The 19,180-nt window shown below is 46.8% G+C and carries 11 protein-coding genes; 8 read left to right on the top strand and 3 right to left on the bottom strand.

Features of this window, described 5'->3' with window-relative positions:
- Positions 1-233, top strand: a 233-nt coding sequence (locus FHS86_RS17595; protein WP_429416868.1) for a hypothetical protein, incomplete at its 5' end; no start/stop codon positions are given.
- 1,549 nt (positions 234-1,782) lie between these two features.
- Here the strand turns inward: FHS86_RS17595 and FHS86_RS17590 are convergent.
- Positions 1,783-2,739: a hypothetical protein gene (locus FHS86_RS17590; protein ID WP_429416865.1), complete on the bottom strand. Its 957-nt coding sequence runs from the start codon at positions 2,737-2,739 to the stop codon at positions 1,783-1,785.
- Between the two features lie 512 nt (positions 2,740-3,251).
- On the opposite strand from FHS86_RS17590, the gene FHS86_RS17585 reads away from it, so the two are divergent.
- Complete coding sequence (locus FHS86_RS17585) at positions 3,252-3,737, top strand: hypothetical protein (RefSeq protein ID WP_429416862.1); 486 nt, start codon at positions 3,252-3,254, stop codon at positions 3,735-3,737.
- Positions 3,738-3,908: 171 nt separating this feature from the next.
- Here FHS86_RS17585 and FHS86_RS17580 read toward each other — a convergent pair whose 3' ends face one another.
- The gene (locus tag FHS86_RS17580) at positions 3,909-4,919 is read right to left on the bottom strand and encodes a 2-oxoacid:ferredoxin oxidoreductase subunit beta (protein WP_429416860.1); all 1,011 of its coding nucleotides are present in this window, start codon (positions 4,917-4,919) and stop codon (positions 3,909-3,911) included.
- A gap of 2 nt (positions 4,920-4,921) precedes the next feature.
- A complete protein-coding gene (locus tag FHS86_RS17575; RefSeq protein WP_429416857.1) occupies positions 4,922-6,763 on the bottom strand; it encodes a 2-oxoacid:acceptor oxidoreductase subunit alpha in 1,842 nt (613 codons plus the stop codon).
- 268 nt (positions 6,764-7,031) lie between these two features.
- On the opposite strand from FHS86_RS17575, the gene FHS86_RS17570 reads away from it, so the two are divergent.
- The 6 genes from FHS86_RS17570 (at position 7,032) to FHS86_RS17545 (ending at position 19,167) form a co-directional block, all read left to right on the top strand.
- Positions 7,032-7,544, top strand: coding sequence for a gamma carbonic anhydrase family protein (locus tag FHS86_RS17570; protein WP_429416855.1), 513 nt, complete (start codon positions 7,032-7,034; stop codon positions 7,542-7,544).
- A 532-nt stretch (positions 7,545-8,076) separates the two neighbouring features.
- Positions 8,077-8,487: a secondary thiamine-phosphate synthase enzyme YjbQ gene (locus tag FHS86_RS17565; protein WP_429416852.1), complete on the top strand. Its 411-nt coding sequence runs from the start codon at positions 8,077-8,079 to the stop codon at positions 8,485-8,487.
- Between the two features lie 105 nt (positions 8,488-8,592).
- Entirely contained in the window at positions 8,593-10,212 is a 1,620-nt protein-coding gene (locus tag FHS86_RS17560) for a thiamine pyrophosphate-dependent enzyme (protein WP_429416849.1), read from the top strand.
- 226 nt (positions 10,213-10,438) lie between these two features.
- A complete protein-coding gene (locus FHS86_RS17555; protein WP_429416846.1) occupies positions 10,439-11,017 on the top strand; it encodes an indolepyruvate oxidoreductase subunit beta in 579 nt (192 codons plus the stop codon).
- A 381-nt stretch (positions 11,018-11,398) separates the two neighbouring features.
- Positions 11,399-16,885, top strand: coding sequence for an Ig-like domain-containing protein (locus tag FHS86_RS17550; RefSeq protein WP_429416843.1), 5,487 nt, complete (start codon positions 11,399-11,401; stop codon positions 16,883-16,885).
- Positions 16,886-16,950: 65 nt separating this feature from the next.
- Complete coding sequence (locus tag FHS86_RS17545) at positions 16,951-19,167, top strand: translocation/assembly module TamB domain-containing protein (RefSeq protein ID WP_429416840.1); 2,217 nt, start codon at positions 16,951-16,953, stop codon at positions 19,165-19,167.
- Positions 19,168-19,180 lie beyond the last annotated feature (13 nt).

Here is a 19,180-nt window from a genome sequence, read left to right as displayed (position 1 = left end):
TAGAAATAGATGCCATCATACAACAAAGTGGCGGGATTTGGGCTGCTTTTGAAGTTAAACTCGGAATTGGCATGATCGATGAAGCTGCAAACAACCTGCTGAAATTTAACAAACTAATTGATGAGAAAAAGTTTAGAAAACCAGCATCATTGAATATCATAACCGGAACAGGAATGAGTTTCACCCGACCCGACGGTGTAAATGTGATATCATTGGCTTCGTTGGGTAAATAATGCCCCTTTCTTCTCGTTTAGCCAGCTCTTGCGACCACACTATAGTATCATATATTACTCCGGTTGGGCATAAATATTTCCTTAGGCTTAAATTGCAAGTTATTTTTTGCTTGCTCCCTTTCAGGGCTTTAAGGCTAACTTCCAATCGTACGCAGGGCCGCACCCTCCCGTTTCACCGAGACAAGCACGCTGTTGCTTTAAGGCCCTTGACCTTAAGATTTTTTCGCAACACCATCTCACCAAAGTAACACCCAGGTGCAGCGCACCGAAACCTTTCTGGTTTTGAGCCCATTTCCACAGACCCCGAAGGGGTCAAGCAACAATAGCCCCGGGTGGCTTTCGATGCAATCGGGAGCTACCCGGGGTCATTATCAAGCCATAACCCCCGGCCACGCACCACCCACCGCCAATGGCATACAGCCCTATGGCCGGAACGGTACCCTGTCCGCATGAAATATGATGATTCGCAGTGAAATATGCCTAGCTGTAAAATTTAAAGTATGGAAATTAATCACCTCTAATCAGCCAGTTACATGCCGGCCGATTTAATCGGCCATACAGCTATCACCCTTTTTCAAACCCGCTACCGTGGCCGGTTTAATTTTTTATCATCATAAACCCCTACATAAATGTAGGACCGTGTCCGTCTCCTGACGGAGCTTGTCCCGGTGAAACCGGGAGCTATTAACTCCATTTCATTACGTTGAACGTTGTTTCGTAATGCTACCAATGGACAAGCTATAATTAAAGCTCCAACACTCGCACTGTACTGCCCCAACCATTACAACCATTATAACCATTATAACCGGCAACAAAATAATAATAGCTCCAACACCCGCACCACACGCCCCAACAAGCAACCAGCAACAAGCAACCAGCAACAAGCAACAAGCAACAAGCAACAAGCAACCAAATAATAACAACACAAATATTCGCACGCTACGCCCCCATCTCCCCCCTAGAGGCGAATCCGACCGTCCACCGATGGGCAGTGAGTCCCGGTGTAACCGCGAGAGGTCCAACATTCGTACAGCATAATTTGCTACGACACCTGCAAGGCATTTTCTGAAAATTTAATACCTTTACTTTCGTATTTCATGATAATTAAAAGTATAAGTTTGAAATATCATGTATCTACGCAAACAAAGTTTTGAGGATGCTTATGGTGAAAGCTTGTTTTTATGGGGGGCAAGACAAACTGGCAAGAGTACTTTACTAAAATTATTGTACCCTGCTCTTCATAACATGCAGAATGATGGCAAAAGACTGGTGCGGATATGCTATCCGCGCCTTTCAAATAGTGGATTTATAATCCACATAGAACAAGCCACAGACCCCAAAGAGGTCAAACAACAATAGCCCCGGGTGGCTTCCGATGCAATCGGGAGCTACCCGGGCTCACCATCCAAGCTCCAACACCGGCCACGCACCACCCACCGCCAATGGCATACAGCCCTATGGCCGGAACGGTACATCGTTCGAATAAAACAATTCCATAACCTTTACCTCGCATGCAAATAAGAACCTAAATGCGCACTACACTGCCCCACTACCTCCACGGCAGATCCTCCCGGCGAGCTCCGGTGCGCCGCGACTCGTGGTACTTCGAATAATAGGTGCGCCGCTTGTGGCGATACCACGGAACGTGTTGCTCTCTGACTGCTCTCTTCGAATCAAAGTTGAAATACCAGGTGAGCCCCACCATAAACTTGGCGGTCAGGTCGTACACCCTGATACGGTAAAGGTGCGACTCAGGCCCATCCATTTCGGGCCGCAAATCACGACTGTAATTATGAATTCCGTCGATATTGTCGGCCCCAATGAGCTGAAAACTGGTTTCGGCCGAGAAGAACAACTGCTCATTCAACTGGTAGTTCAGGCCCAGGGCCGGACTGAAAAAGTTATGCATGTCTTTTACCCGGTTGGGATAGCGCCCCTTCAGATAAAGCGGTTGCGCCAATCCTGTTAGTTCGCAGTGCTCCCAGCTTTTAAAACCCAGCTCGGCCGAAGGAAAGGCAACCCCGACCCCCAGCTTAAGGTAGAGGTTCAAATTAAGGTAACCCCGGCTCACCGACTGGAAATTCACAAAGTTGTAGCGAAAAAAGATCGTTAAATTAGTCAGGTCTGAATCGTAGTAGATCGGATAAGGTTCAAAATCGCCTGTTTCCTCACTGTTGTAAAGCTGGTGATACATCAGCATGTTCACATTGGCCGAAGCATCCTTAAACCCCTTGTAGTTCGAAACACCAAACTCTAAGCCCAGATCGAGCCGGTTCCAGATCATCTTCCCCAATTGCAGATTAAAGCCCCAGTCGCTTTGGTTGTTCATGTCGTTGCTCGAACCACTGAAATCGGTGTGCACCTCACTCAGCAACGCCGTACGCCCTGTTTGTACGGTCAGATTCCAGTTACTGTCGAAGGTGTTTTCCTGGCTGGTCCACTTCTGGGCCCACCCCGGGGGCAGCAGGCTAAAAAGAAACAATATGCTGATTAATGGGTACTTCAAATGCTTGCTGTTTTAAGCGTCTAAAATAAGATTTTTTATCCGATATCCTTGGAGGATCAACAGGAAGTTGAAACCACAAGCACCCCTATCGTGTCCGCCCAGGCACTCACTCCTGCTTCCTGCCTTATTATTCCTATTTCGTGTGGCTCGCCACCTGCTATAAGCTACCATTTCTTAACCACAGAGGACAGTCTGAGTTCCTGAGCTCCTAAGTGCCTGAGTGCCTGAGTGCCTGAGTTCCTAAGTTCCTAAGTTCCTGAGTGCCTGAGTTCCTAAGTCCCTTTCCTATTTTTTATTCCTTATTTTTTATTCCTTATTTATTATTCCTTATTTATTATTCCTTATTTATTTTGTCTTGTGTCTTGTGTCCTGCTACTTGATACCTGTGTCTTTAATCAAGAAGTACCCCTCCTAACCTCCCCTTCCGTCAGGGGACGGACAAGTCAGGGGAGGGATGGTGACTACCAGATAATGATGCTCTCGTAAATCAGACAAGTGGAAGTAGAAGAAAAGTGCCTGAACGATCCGGCATAAGCGCTTGCACTCACGGTGTCGCTCTTAGCGACGCCGTGAGTCACAATCAACCAAATCTCTTTTCCTTATACCTGCTACCATTTTTTTCATTCATCATTCACCATTCATCATTCACCATTCATCATTCACCATTCATCATTCATCATTCACCATTCATCATTCACCATTCATCATTCATCATTCACCATTCACCATTCACCATTCACCATTCATCATTCATCATTCACCATTCACCATTCATCATTCACCATTCACCATTCATCATTCACCATTCATCATTCACCATTCATCATTCATCATTCATCATTCACCATTCATCATTCACCATTCACAATTCACAATTCACCATTCACCATTCATCATTCACCATTCATCATTCACCATTCATCATTCACAATTCATCATTCATCATTCACCATTCACAATTCACCATTCACCATTCACCTTTCACCATTCACCATTAACCATTCACAATTCACCATTCACAATTCACAATTCATCATTCACCATTCACAATTCACCATTCACAATTCACCATTCACCATTCACCATTCACCATTTTCCTTTTGTCTTAACACCAAAAAGGCTGCCCGTTTTTCAACAGAGCAGCCCTTGTAAGTTTCACTTATTCATTTTTATACTTCCCAGGTATTACCGCTGCGCAGCAGTTCATCGACACAGGTAATTTTCCTGTTTTTCTGTACCTCTGCAATCTGGGCTTCCATGGCCTCGTCGTAGCTCATGTCTTTAACGGCTCTGATCACACCAAAGGCAACCGGCAATTCGGGAAGCGACATATTGATCAGCGAAGAATGCAGGAACAGGTCCCCATCTTCGGCATCGTGCACCAGAATATCGTCCTCGGTATAGCCATCCTGACCAATGCTTACTGCTTTCAGCTTGCCTTTGATCAGTACCAGCCCTTTGTCCCTATTCACCCCGAAGATCATTTTCTCACCATGTTTCAGGTAAATCTGCTTGTCTTCGCGGTCTTCGCCCTTGGTAATCTCTTCGTGAATACCACTGTTGAAGATCACACAGTTCTGCAGTACCTCTACCACCGAAGTACCTTTAAAATCGGCTGCTTCGTGGTAAATTTCCTGGCTCATTTTCATGTTGCCATCGATGGTGCGGGCAAAAAAGCGGCCACGGGCTCCCAGCACCAGTTGTCCGGGCACAAAGGGATCTTCAACCGTTCCGTAGGGTGAAGTTTTGGTTTTGGTTCCACGGTTGGTGGTAGGCGAATACTGGCCCTTGGTTAAGCCGTAAATCTTGTTATTAAACAAAATGACATTCACATCCACATTCCGGCGGATGGCATGAATAAAGTGGTTTCCACCAATGGCCATGGCATCGCCGTCGCCGGTGATCTGCCATACCTGCAATTTCGGATTCGCACTTTTTACCCCCGAAGCAATGGCCAGTCCGCGACCATGAATGGTGTGAAAGCCAAAGGTATTCATGTAGTAAGGAAAACGCGAGGAACAACCAATGCCTGAAATCACGGCATAATCGGCTTTGTTCAATCCCTTTTCGGCCATTACCCGTTGTACTGCATTCATCACAGCATGGTCGCCGCAGCCGGGACACCAGCGAACTTCGCTGTCGCTTTTAAAATCTTTTGCTGTATAGCTTATCGTAGTCATGCTTATTCCTCCAATAGTTTAATTACATTCTCTTTAATTTCTTCGACGGTAAAAGGAAGCCCCTGCACCTTGTTGTACTGATGATAGGTGAACTGTGGCAGCAGGTCGCGCAAATAAGCCGAGAACTGCCCCAGGTTCAGTTCGCACACCACAATTTTTTTGAATTTTGAAAAAACAGCTTCGGTATTGGCCGGCAGCGGATTGATGTAATTAAAATGTGCCAGCCCTACTGCTTTACCTTCTTCACTAAGTTCGCGTGCTGCACTCACCAGGTGGCCAAAGGTTCCTCCCCAGCCAACAATGAGCACCTCTCCTTCCTGGCAACCGTAAATATCCAGATCAGGAATCATATCAACCACCCGTGCTACTTTTTTGGCGCGCAGCTCACACATGTACTGGTGGTTGGCCGGATCGTGGCTCACGGTACCAATTTCGTCCTTTTCGAGTCCGCCAATGCGGTGTTCAAATCCTTCCATTCCGGGGAAAGCCCATTCGCGGGCCAGGGTGTCATCCCAACGCTTGTAGGCCTTAAATCTCGAAGCATCTTTGGCAATGCGTGGCGTAATTTCAGGCATGTCGGCCATCGAAGGAACCTTCCACGGCTGACTGCCGTTGCCTAAAAATCCGTCGGTGAGCAGAAGTACCGGCGTCATGCGCTCCAGTGAAATTTTGGCCGCCATAAAGGCATAGTCGAAACAATCGCTCGGGGTACTGGCTGCCAGCACCACAATCGGGCTTTCGCCATTGCGCCCCCACAAAGCCTGCATCAAATCCGACTGCTCGGTTTTGGTGGGCAAACCGGTCGATGGCCCGCCACGCTGTACATCAATCACCACCAGCGGCAGCTCGGCCATGATGGCCAGGTTAATGGCTTCCGACTTCAAGGCCAGTCCGGGCCCCGATGTGGAAGTAACCCCCAGGTCGCCTGCAAACGAAGCACCAATGGCGGTGGCAATGCCGGCAATCTCATCTTCGGCCTGAAACGATTTCACACCCAAATCCTTGCGCTCCGACAAGGCCTGAAAAATGTCGGTGGCCGGCGTAATGGGATAGGAACCGATGAAGAGCTCAAGGCCCGATTTCTCGGCAGCAGCTATCAATCCCCATGCGGTAGCATGGTTTCCGTTGATGTTCCGGTAAATTCCCTTTTCAATATTGGCAGCAGGTACCAGATACTGCGGGGTGGTATGTTGCATGTTCATACCATAATTATAGCCGGCATGCAATACATTAATATTGGAAGAAAGCACTTCTTCCTTTTTACCGAATTTTGCTTTCAGTGCATCTTCGATCAGCTCCAACGGACGATTAAAAATCCAGCTTACCAGGCCCAGTGCAAACATGTTCTTACTCCGAAGAACGGCCTTATTGTCCATGTTGGTATCGATGAGCGCCTCCTTGGTCAGACTGGTAATGGGCACCCCGATTTTATTGTAATCGTGAAGATTGAGTTCAGCAAAAGGATCGTCGCTTGAGAACTTTGCCTTTTTCAGGTTTTTATCGGTGAACGAATCGATGTCGTAAATAATGGTCGCCGAAGGTTCAAGAAATTTCGCATTGGCCTTTACAGCTGCCGGGTTCATGGCCACCAGTACATGGGCTCTGTCGCCCGGGGTGGTCATCTTTTTATTGCCAAAATGTACCTGAAAACCCGATACTCCGCCAACAGTTCCCTGTGGGGCCCTGATTTCCGACGGATAGTCGGGAAAAGTCGAAATATCGTTGCCCACTAAGGCAGTGGCATCCGAAAAAAGTGTTCCGGTAAGCTGCATCCCGTCTCCCGAGTCTCCCGAAAATCGTATGGCAACTTCATCAAGTTCAATAACTTTTGCATCCTTTGTCATGATATAAAATTGTAGTTGATTACGCTTTGAAAATAAAATTAATTCGCTCTCTTTTGTAGTACATAGGTCACAAAAAAATATGATATATGTTAGTTTTTATTGAAAACAAAAATAAGCAACCTTGGTGAATATTCAAGATGACAAAGGCCTCATCTGAATTTCATCTTAATTTCAATTCATTAATTGACCCACTTTGAAGGGTTTTAAGCAATTTTCCGTTTTATTTGTTTTATTAATTTTAAACCAGTTTAAATAGAAGGAGCAAAACATGGCACTAATATTACCCGTAAAAGATAAAACGCCCACCATTGGAGAAAAATGTTTCATTGCCGAAAATGCAACCATTGTTGGCGATGTAGTGATTGGCGACCGTTGCAGTATCTGGTTCAACGCAGTGTTGCGTGGCGATGTACACTACATCAGGCTGGGCAACAATGTTAATATTCAGGACAATGCCGTTGTTCACTGTACGTATCAGAAATCGCCAACCAACATTGGCAATAACGTTTCGGTGGCCCATGGCGCCATTTTACACGGCTGTACCGTTCACGACAATGTGCTGATTGGCATGAACGCCGTCGTTCTCGACGATGCAGTAATTGAAAGCAACAGCATCATTGCAGCCGGAGCTGTGGTAACCAAAGGCACCGTGGTTAAATCGGGTTCAGTATACGCCGGTTCACCGGCCAAAAAGATCAAAGACCTGAGCCCCGAACTGCTAAAAGACGAAATAGAACGCATTGCCGGAAATTACAACATGTACGCCAGCTGGTACAAATAATGAAAAAGGAAAAAGGCATTGGTCATTGGAAAAAATGAAAGCAATTGGAAGCAATTGAAAGCGATAGGAAGCAATTGGAAGCGACAGGAAGCAATTGAAAGCAATAGGAAGCAATAGGAAGCGATTGAAAGCGATAGGAAGCAATTGGAAGCGATTGAAAGCAATTGGAAGCGATTGAAAGCAATTGGAAGCGATTGAAAGCAATTGAAAGCAATCGAAAGCGATAGGAAGCGATAGGAAGCGATAGGAAGCAATTGAAAGCAATAGGAAGCAATAGGAAGCGATAGGAAGCGATTGAAAGCGATAGGAAGCAATTGAAAGCGATAGGAAGCAATTGGAAGCGATAGGAAGCAATTGAAAGCAATCGAAAGCGATAGGAAGCAATTGGATGCAATTGGATGCAATAGGAAAAAGCTATCGAAGCCTATTAGCTCACACCAATGACTCTTTTCAATTGCCTTTTTCCTTCATGACTTATTGACTAATGTCTTTTGTCTTTTATCTTTTGTCTTTTGTCTTAATGACTTAAACAATGATTCAACAAAAAACAATCTACCTGCCCCGTTACCAAAGGGGCTTTCACCTCATCACCTCCGTCATCGAACGCGAACTTGGCGAACTGCCGGCAACAGGCATAGTCCATCTCTTGTTGCAACACACCTCGGCAGCGCTTACCCTGAACGAAAATGCCGACCCCGATGTCAGGCACGATCTTCAGCACTTCATTCATCAGCTGATTCCCGAAAACCATCCGCTGTACACCCATGTACTCGAAGGAAGCGACGACATGCCGGCCCACATCAAATCGTCCTTATTTGGAGTGAGCCTAAGCATTCCGGTCACCAATCACCAACTGAACCTGGGAACCTGGCAGGGAATCTATTTGTGTGAATTCAGAAACCACGGTGGCAGCCGGAAAATTGTTGCAAGCATCTACAGTTGATACACCACACCGACTGGCATTTTATCACAGGCATGACAAGTGTTGGTTTGAAGCTTCGGATATTTTTATATTTTTGAATCTTTCGACTAATCATAAAGAACCATCATGTCAAGAAATTTACTGCTTGGAGTCGAGGCGATAGGCCAGGGAGCTGTCGATGCAGGCATATCAGGAGTATATGCCTATCCCGGCACCCCGTCGACCGAGATTACCGAATACATACAAAACAACAGTACGGCCATCGAACGCGACATTCACCGTCGCTGGTCGGCCAATGAAAAAACAGCCATGGAATCGGCACTCGGCATGTCGTATGCCGGAAAACGTGCCCTGGTATGCATGAAGCATGTGGGCCTCAACGTGGCTGCCGATGCCTTTATCAACTCAGCCGTTACCGGCATCAACGGAGGGCTTGTACTGGTGGTGGCCGACGACCCTTCGATGCATTCATCTCAAAACGAACAGGACTCCCGCTTCTACGGTAAGTTTGCCATGATCCCCATGCTCGAACCATCGAACCAGCAGGAAGCCTATGAAATGACACAATACGCCTTTGAGCTGTCAGAACTGACCCGCGAGCCTGTATTGTTGCGCATTACCACCCGTCTGGCCCACTCACGAGCCGGAATTGTAACCCGGAATCCACGGGAGGAAAACCAGCTTAAAATGCCGGCCGATCCGCGTCAGTTTGTACTTTTGCCTGCCATCGCCCGCAAACGCTACCAAATGCTGCTGTCGATTCAGAACGAGCTAGCCCGCTTGTCTGAAGAATCGCCTTACAACCAGCTGTACGAAGGAAGAGACAAATCGCTGGGAATAATTTGCAGTGGCATTGCCTACAATTATTTAATCGAGAATTACCCCGGCAACAGCTGTCCGTACATGCACCTGAAAGTGGGCCAGTATCCCATCCCGGCCGCTAAAATCAAAGCCATAGAAAAAGAATGCGACGAGCTCCTGGTAATTGAAGAAGGCTATCCTTTAATTGAAGAACAACTCAGCGACTTCTTCGGAAAAGGAACCCGTATCAGGGGCCGGCTCGACGGAACCCTGCCACGCGACGGAGAACTGAATCCCGACCTGGTATCCGCTGCACTTCAGCTTGAAAAAAACGAAGTGGCCAAAGCATCCGACAAGATTGCTCCGCGGCCACCGGCCCTGTGCACCGGTTGCGGACACCAGGACCTCTACGCCGCCATGAACGAAGTACTGGCCGACCATGGCGACGGCCATGTGTTTTCCGACATCGGCTGTTACACGCTGGGTGCCCTGCCTCCCTACGAAACCATCAACAGTTGTGTCGACATGGGCGCATCGATTACCATGGCCAAGGGAGCTGCCGACGCAGGCCTCTTCCCTTCTCTGGCTGTAATCGGCGACTCTACCTTCACCCACTCGGGCATGACCGGCCTGCTCGACGCCGTAAACGAAAACAGCAACATCGTCGTCATTATCTCCGACAACGATTCCGTATCGATGACCGGCGGACAGGAATCGTCGGCCTCAGGAAAAATTGAAGCCATTTGTAAAGGAATCGGGGTCGAAGCAGAACACATACGCACCGTGGTGCCGCATAAAAAGAACCATGAGGAAATGGTGAAAATGATACGCGAAGAAATTGCCTACACCGGCGTTTCGGTCATTGTGCCCCGTCGTGAATGCATACAAAAAGTAATGCGCGACAAACGAAATCTACGAAAGCATACAAAAAACAATTGCAGGTGATTAAACAGGCAAGGCATTATTCATCGCTCAACCTTTCACCAATGATTTTTTGTCTTTTGTCTTTTATCTTTTATCTATTGTCTTATTGACTTTTTGACTTAATGACTTTTTGTCTTTTGTCTTTTATCTTTTATCTATTGTCTTATTGACTTTTTGACTTAATGACTTTTTGTCTTTTGTCTTTTATCTTTTATCTATTGTCTTATTGACTTTTTGACTTTTGACTATGAAAACAGACATCATATTAGCCGGAGTAGGCGGACAAGGGATTCTTTCGATTGCGGCAGTACTGGGAGCCGCGGCCCTCGAAAACGACTATTTCCTGAAACAGGCCGAGACACATGGCATGAGCCAGCGCGGAGGGGCGGTTGTTTCCCACCTTCGCATTGCCGATCATCCCATAGCCAGCGATTTAATTCCTCAGGGCAAAGCCGACATCATTCTTTCGGTCGAACCCATGGAATCGCTCCGCTACCTGCCCTTTCTGCATGAGAAAGGCTATGTGGTAAGCAATACCACGCCTTTTGTGAACATTCCCAACTACCCCGACATCGACAAGCTGCTCGAAGAAATCAGTCAACAGGCCTATTCCGTTTCCATCGATGCCGATAAAACGGCCAGGGAAATTGGCAATGGCAAGGCCTCCAACATGGTCATGCTTGGAGCCGCTTCTCCTTTTATCGACATCCCTTCGGATAAAATAGAAAGCGGCATCCGGCAGATTTTCCAAAGAAAAGGCGAAGCGGTGGTGGAGTTAAACCTGCAGGCCTATCATGCCGGTCGTAATTTTTCACTGGCTCAATAGCAATACAGCAACTCACTTCATTAAATAGTCCCCTGATAACGATCTTACTTATCAGGGGATTTCTTTTTTTTCATCATCACCATTTTACCACTTACATGCCAATTCTTACCGTTCACTCAATTTTTCCGGCCATCTGCTAAATAATATTGGACATTAAGGTATTTTTTTCAGATCTTGCAGAAAAATGTTCATGCAATTAGTTTTTGTTGTAAATTGAATCCCGAAAACGCCCAAAATGAATGGGTAACGCAGCTGGTTTATTGGACAGTATTTTTTATTTGTTTTGAACAAGGTCAGAAAACCAGATGTTATTTAGGGTATTTACAGGGTCTTTTTTCCAATTGCGATAATAAATCAAATGTTCAATATTAAAAAACTATTATGAGAAAGTTTTACTTACTAACCCTTACGGCAGTGCTTAGCTGCCTGTTAGGAATCCCCTCAATGGCCCAGATCAGTGCCGGAGACCTTGAGGTACTCAACACCCTCTACCTTGAAACAGGGGGAGTTGACGGAAAATGGAACACCAGCTGGTCATGGGATCCCAACGAAGAATCAGTGATTGTTGACGGATCATACAGTCTGCCAGGTGTTAAATTAAATGCCCTCGGCTTTGTTACCGAAATTGATGTATCGGGCTTTGGCCTGCAGGGCGCCTTGCCCAGTAATTTTACACCACCCGATGGCGTGGATGCGCTCACCAAACTAAAAGTGATCAACATCAGCAACAATCCGGGTTTATCCGGCTTCATCTCAGCCGACTTTATGAAGTACCTCGACAATGTAGAGGTGCTCAACATTTCCAATGTAAAAGTTGAAGGAGGTCTTCCCGATAATATCAACGTACTTGAGAAAGTCACTTCGATTAACATCTCGAGTACCGGGATCAATGAGCTGCCAACAACAATTGGAGATCTTCCCAACCTGACTTCACTCAATTTATCGTCGAACGGCATTACAAGTCTCCCTGCTTCGATTTACAATTTATCAAAACTAAGCTACCTTTCACTGGCTTACAACAAATTGTCGGAACTTCCGGCAGCTGCCAGCACTTCGACCACAACAGCCATGATCGACATCCGGGGTAACGCACTTGATTTTTGCGACATCGAAACATTTAAACAAGGATTTACCAACGCGGTGGTTCTGGCAGCTCCACAGTCATTGAGCCTGCCAAAAGTGGTGGCCCACAGTTCATCGATTGGCGAAACGGTAAGCTTCGAAGCCAATGTTTGTGGAGAAGGCAACAGTTACCAGTGGTACAAAGCCGACACAAAAATTGAAGGAGCCACTGCTGCACAGTTGGTTTTGAACAACATTAGCAAAGCCGATGCCGGCATTTACCGTTGCGTTGTTAGCAACAGCAATGCCATCGGACTGACCATCGAGTCGGATAAAAACGTACTGGTCGTACTCGAAGACTGGGCGCCCGATGTAACACTCACCCAGGTATATGAAGATGTAGCAAAATCTTTTTCACTCTTTAATTCCTTTTCCTCCGAGCAGCTCTCCAGACTTGCTTCAGTATGGGAAAAGAATGGAAGCATAGCACTGACTATAGAGACCCAGGCTGAAAACGGCATCGCTACGGTGATGGACCAAAATGCATTGTATATAAGGTACATGCCCGATCCGGACTTTTTCGGCAACGATGAATTTGTATACAAATTAACATCGGGTGACGAAGTCAATACAGGAAAAGTCAGCTTCAATGTTGCAGCAATGAACGACAAGCCTGTTCTGACGCTGCTGGATCAAAACGATGCGCCGCTAAGCAACCCTGTTTTCAATGTAAAATATGGCGAAACGGTAAGCTTCAAAGCCGTAATGGACGATTCAAAAGATAAGGACCTGGCTTCAGCACTTGAATTCAAAAAAGTAGCGGCCAGTATGGGCGGCGAAATCACTTATGACCCCGCTACACAGTTAGCCACCTACCAGCCAAAACAAAACGTGAACAATACCGAAATTGTGGTACTGATGAGCAGTGAAACAGGAAGCAATCCGCTCAACTCATCACAAACAATTGTACGTTTCAACATCGAAGAAGTCATACAAAACACCGCACCGGTAGCAAACGACTTTAGCACAGAAGTGGAAAGCGGTCAGGTGATTCGTTTCAATATTCCTGCCAGTGATCAGGAAAGTGCGCGCTCAGCCCTGCAGGTTAAAATTACCGCTGCACCTTCCAATGCTGCTTATTTTGGATGGTCGGGCGGTGTATTCACCTACAAACCACGTACTGATTTCACTGGTAGTGAAAGCTTTAAATTCACAGTGACGGATGATAAAGGTGCTGTATCGAACGAAGCAACGGTAAGCATTAATGTAACCGTACCGCCTGTAATTGAACTGCCGGCGGGACAACTTAGCAGCTACCTCGATTTCAGGTCAGTCAGATACTACAATTACTACAACACCTACGTTTATTACTACCGCTATGCTCGCTGGTATTACCGGGGAAGAACTTATCAATACATGGGAAATACCACCCAGCCAAGCAATGTAGGATATGCAATCATTGCAAAACGTTATGCCAATTCTTATATTACCGTACAATATAATCCATCGGTGATCAGTGCTGTCAGATTGTACAATGGATCCATCAGGGTTAACTACAACTACAACTTTTTGTACAATTTAGCACGGAGCTTTGGAAATGGTTATAATGTGGTCAGCTATCTCGACCGCTATGCCGGTAATTTCCCCATTCAGGTAAGCCATCGCGATGCTTCAACCGGACGTGTAATTGCCACACAAAGCTTAACACTCGATGCCAATGGAGGTTATACCTACTACTATAATCAAATGCGCTACGGTGGCAACCGCGTCTACTACTACTATGGTAACGAAGAGCTGAATAATCCGCAGGAAGATCTCCTGGCCATGGAGGTCGATGCCTTCGACACCCGGTTTAAATCGGGCTTCCTCGAAGATCCTACTCCACCCGAAATTCCCGACAGCATCATGGTTGAACCTACCGACAGTACCATCGTGGAGGAAACCGATCCCTTCGATAACGGAGGAGTAGCCATTGCTGTTTCGCGCGATACAGTCACAGTAAACTACGGAGAAGTTACAGCACTATCCTTCCTGGCCACCAGTACTTCAGGGCAGGTCAACATGGAAGTAGTCAATCAACCGGGCAAAGGAACCCTTTCGGATTTTGCTTTCAGCAAGTTTGAGAATGAAATCAAAACGACCTATGCCGGCAATTATGAAGCATCAGCCAATGCGGAAGCGGTCGATTCGATCGTTTACAAAGCCTTCAATGATCAGGACACGGTTACCCAAACCAAGGTAATTATGATCAGGAAGGTGAAGTCGCCGCCAACCCTGGCTGCCATTGCCGACCAGAGCATTAACGAGGACACTGAACTGAACATCGATCTGGGCATCGAAGACCTCGATACACCGTTCGACCAGCTGAGCATTGTGACCAATGTAACAGCCAGCAACAACAATTTTGATGTGAGCGTTTTGGATGGAAATCTGAAAATTGTTCCACCGGCCAATTTCAATGGTGATGCACTCGTTGAGGTCAACGTAATTGATCCCGATGAACAACAGGCTAGTGCCAGCTTTACTCTTAGCATCAATCCGGTAAACGATGCGCCGGTGATCAATGTCGATTCAAGCTATACCATCGATTACAATCAGGCCTTCAGCCTCGTTGTATCTGCATCGGACACCGATGGAGACGAGCTTACTTTCACGGCCCTCAATGTACCAGCCTGGTTAAGCTTCGATGCAGCCGGAAGTCTGGCCGGTATTCTTTCGGGAACACCGCTGGCTACCGATGCCGGTACTTACACCCTTACGCTGGAAGCCAGCGATGGTACGACCACTGCTGAACAAAACTTCAGCATTACAGTCAATGGCCCCGATGTGGATACACCCCCGGCATTAACATCACCGCTGCTTCCTGTTGAATTGGACAAAGCCGAAAGCACGAAAACCATCGACATCAGCACTGCCTTTACCGACATCGACGGCGATGAAATCAGCCTGTCAGTTACTTCCAACACCAACGAAAACTGGCTCAGCGCCCAGGTGACCGATGGTTCGCTCGTACTCAATGTAGTCGATGCCAACTACACCGGAACCGCTGCGCTCACCATTACAGCCGAATCGAACGGACTCACAACCACGGCACTGCTTTCGGTTTTCACTACCGACAATGCACCGGTGGTGGCAGGAAGCCTCGACAACCTTGATTTGTGGAAAAACTCAGAGGATATCAGCATTTCACTCGAAGGATTGGTTACCGATCCCGACGGGGATGCCATCACCTATTCTGTTGCATCCAACTCGTTGCCTTCAATGGTAAGTGCCACAGTCGAAGGCAGCACCTTAACACTCAGCTTTGCTGAAAACAAAGGTGGTTCGGCAGCCATATTCATTGCCGGTTCTGCCTTTGGAAAATCGGCCGAAGCAGGTTTCATTGTCAATGTGAAGGATGCTGCACCCCTGCTAAATACTTCGGTCGATGCCCAGGTAATGTATAAAAACGATTCCATCCTGGTAGTTGATCTCGAAAATGTATTTACCGACAGCGACGACCCACAGGTGACTGTTTCCCTGCTTGAGCTTTCAAAGGCAGGAATCATCGATGTAAGCATCATCGAAAATACAGCCTTCATCACACCTGTTGGAACAGAATACGGTACGGTTGAAGTGACCATCCAGGGTAAAACCAACGACAAGGCCGTAAGCCACACCTTCACGGTTGAAGTGAAAGACATGGCGCCGAAGGTCAATGTTCCGCTCGAAGATCAGATCATTCCTAAAAACAGCAATGCCGTTGAAATTGATATTTCCACCTTGTTTATCGATGAAGATGATCCGACTGTTATAGCTTCACTGCTTTCGCTTTCTGATGATACAAAAGCCACAGTGAGCCTTTCGGGAAATACGCTGATAGTAACTCCTGTTGCAGGCATGACCGGCGATTTCGACATTACCCTGCGGGGTACTTCGGCGGGTAAAACCATCGACTATACCTTCACCGTTACACTCGAAAACAAAGCGCCGGTAGTAAATGAAGGCCCTGCCGATCAGCAGGTATTCAAAAACAGCGATGCACTGAGCTTCGATTTGAGCAATCTGTTCAGCGACGAGGATGATGACGACCTGGTAATTTCGCTGGGCACCGTATCAAACGACGACCTGATTGATGCCAGCCTGAACGGCAACACACTCAACATCAGCGTTGCTGCAGGCCTCTCCGGATCAAGTGAAATTACCATTCTGGGTGTTTCCGGCGGAGATAACATCAGCTACACCTTTACGGTAGAGGTACAAGACCGTGCACCGGAACTGATTTCGGATATCCCTGCCGTGCAGGTGAACGAAGACGATGCACCGTTTACCATCACCCTGAGCGATTACTTTAGCGATCCCGATGGAGATGCCCTTAGTTATGAAGTGACTTCAAACACCAATACCGGCCTGATCGTCACCAGCGTTAGCGGAGGTACACTTACACTCACCTTTACCGCCGACACTTATGGTGTTGCCGAACTGGAGATCACTGCCAACGCAGCAGGTCAATCGGTTAAAACAACGGTTTCGGTCGATGTGAAACAAAAAGTGGGTATCGATGAAGCCACTTTTGGAAAACAACTGAGCATCTACCCCAACCCGGTTGTCGATCAGCTCAATATTCGCTGGAAAGGTACTAGCGAAATAAGCAATGTACATTTCATTGTTACCGACCTGGCAGGACGTTCTGTATTGAAATTTCATGTTGATTATCTGACTCCCGGACAAGTAACAAGCATCCCAATGAACGAAGTTTCATCGGGCGTTTACTTCCTTAAAGTGAGTTCGGCTCAATATGGCTATAACACACAAATTGTTAAATAAATAAGACCCCACAGGTCAGGCACCAATTGCCTGACCTGTTTTTCTACCACTAAAAAGTTTTACAGATGACTAAAAACAAAAGTTTTAGCACCCGGCTAAGAACGTTCATTGCCCTTTTTTTAGTGCTTGGCCTTTGGTCGTGTGGGCTCAAAGAGCTGACCGATTTCGATAACGTGCAGGTAAAGGGTGCTCCTGAAATGGTATTACCCCTTGCTTATGGCAACGTTGAAATGCAAAGCGTAATTAACCTGATGGGCGAAGATTCGCTCATTGGAAAAAACACAGACAACGATTTGGTCGTTTCCTATTCAGAGAACGACATCTTCAAATATGCAGTGAAAGACCTGATCGAATTTGAGTCGAGCCTCGACCTGGGTAGTTTTGACTTCGACCTGGAAGGAGTTACCCTCGACTTCGATTTTTCACACGCCATTACCCTGGGCGATTTGCTCGAGGAAATGAGCGGTGACATACAGGAACTGAAGGATGCCGACGGAAAAGAACAAAGCTTCCCGGCCTACACCTATGAACCTTCAACTCCAACAGAATTTGAGGTGGAAGCCAGCGACGAATTTGAATCGGTGACTTTCAGTGGCGGTCAGCTTCGTATCGAATTCACCAATGAACTCCCTGTATTTGGTGTATTCATGAGGGCTGAGCTATACGACATTGCCAATAATAATGTAATTTCTGCCCTCGACTTCGGATTTGCCGAACGCTATCCGGGATACGATATTTACTATAGTGAAGATTACTTCGACGGAGAAAAATTTGGCTTACCTGGTAGCATTGCTACTGCCAACGGATCGCCCGGCTCGGCCACCGAAATTCATACCATCGATCTGGCCGGCCTTACCATGAGCAACCAGCTGGGCGTTCGCCTGTCGTACTTCTACACCGATGGCTCGGGAGGAATCCAGCCCGTTATTAATTTTGAAGACGGACTCTCATTCAGCATGCAGCTGATCGATGCCGAAATTGAATCGGGTCGCTTTAAAGTGCCTGAACAAACCATCGAGGGAGAACAGCAAAAACTCGACAATATTAAAATAAGCGACGACATCAACCTGCACAAGGCCACCCTGAACAGTGGCACACTCAATGTAAGCATGAACAAAACCCTTCCTATTACTGGAAACATTGTTCTCGATTTCCCTTCCATTACAAGAAATGGAAACGTATTGAGTGCATCCAACAACTTCAGCGCAGCTGATCAAAGCAACTTTTCCATCGACCTGGCCAATACCGAAATTGATTTCTCAGAAAATGCCGGCAACATATTTAATACCCTGTTCTACGGCTACAGTGTAGTGGTGAACCCCACCGACGACTATGTCGACTTTGGGGCCAATGAATCGTTCAATTTCAGCATTTCGATCAGTAACCTCGATATCAAGTCGGCCGAAGGCGATTTTGGACAAATGGAAGTAGCACTCGATGAAGATGAATTCAACCTGTCGCTTGATTTCTTCGACTTGCTGGACGGTAACCTTACCCTTTTAAATCCAACCATCAAACTGATTATCGAAAATACGCTGAGCGTGCCAGTCGAAGCTTCACTGGATCTTACCGGCTACAATGGCGATGCAAGTGCTGCACTGGGTGCACCTGCCTTCATTGTTCCCTACCCGGACTATCCTGCTCAAACAAGTATCACAGGCGAAGTGGTGTTCGACAACAGTAACTCCAACATCGTTGACTTTTTTGCCTTGCCTCCCACCGATAAAATTACCTACGGCGGTCAGATACTGATGAACCCCGATGGACCTCCGTCAAACGACAATCTGAATTATGTGGACATGAACGGAGAGATTGGATTCAGTCTCGAGGTGGAAATCCCCCTGCAGTTCACTACCGAGTCGATTGCCGTTACCGACACGCTGTCTTTCGATGGAGGAACACTCGACATGGTTAAAAGCGGAGAATTATTGCTGCATGCCGAAAACGGTCTTCCCTTTGGTGTCGATCTGCAATTGAGCTTTGTCGATTCACTCACCTACGAAACCAAAGGTGCAGTGGTACAAACCATGCTGCTCGAAGCGGCTCAGGTTGATGCCGAAGGAAATGTAACTGCACCCTCATCGAGCAACAGCTCCATCAACCTTTCTGCAGCCAATATACCTGCCTACCGCGATGCATCAGCAATCATCTTTACTGCTACCATCGCATCGCCCGGTGATGGTAGTCAACCGGCTAAACTCAATTCAACCAACGAGATTTATCTGAATGTAGGATTAAAAGCCGGAATTGATCTCGGTGGAATATCTGGCAATAAGGAATAAAAACATGAATAAG

The sequence above is a fragment of the Roseimarinus sediminis genome (assembly GCF_050433125.1).
Lineage (GTDB): Bacteria > Bacteroidota > Bacteroidia > Bacteroidales > Prolixibacteraceae > Roseimarinus > Roseimarinus sediminis.
This window is presented reverse-complemented; position numbering and strand designations above follow the sequence as displayed.

What these genes read in the sequence shown, in the direction of transcription:
- FHS86_RS17565 (WP_429416852.1), top strand. Translation starts at nt 8,077, where the DNA reads ATGATTCAACAAAAAACAATCTACCTGCCCCGTTACCAAAGGGGCTTT.
- FHS86_RS17545 (WP_429416840.1), top strand. Translation starts at nt 16,951, where the DNA reads ATGACTAAAAACAAAAGTTTTAGCACCCGGCTAAGAACGTTCATTGCC.
- FHS86_RS17570 (WP_429416855.1), top strand. Translation starts at nt 7,032, where the DNA reads ATGGCACTAATATTACCCGTAAAAGATAAAACGCCCACCATTGGAGAA.
- FHS86_RS17555 (WP_429416846.1), top strand. Translation starts at nt 10,439, where the DNA reads ATGAAAACAGACATCATATTAGCCGGAGTAGGCGGACAAGGGATTCTT.
- FHS86_RS17560 (WP_429416849.1), top strand. Translation starts at nt 8,593, where the DNA reads ATGTCAAGAAATTTACTGCTTGGAGTCGAGGCGATAGGCCAGGGAGCT.
- FHS86_RS17575 (WP_429416857.1), bottom strand. Translation starts at nt 6,763, where the DNA reads ATGACAAAGGATGCAAAAGTTATTGAACTTGATGAAGTTGCCATACGA.
- FHS86_RS17580 (WP_429416860.1), bottom strand. Translation starts at nt 4,919, where the DNA reads ATGACTACGATAAGCTATACAGCAAAAGATTTTAAAAGCGACAGCGAA.
- FHS86_RS17550 (WP_429416843.1), top strand. Translation starts at nt 11,399, where the DNA reads ATGAGAAAGTTTTACTTACTAACCCTTACGGCAGTGCTTAGCTGCCTG.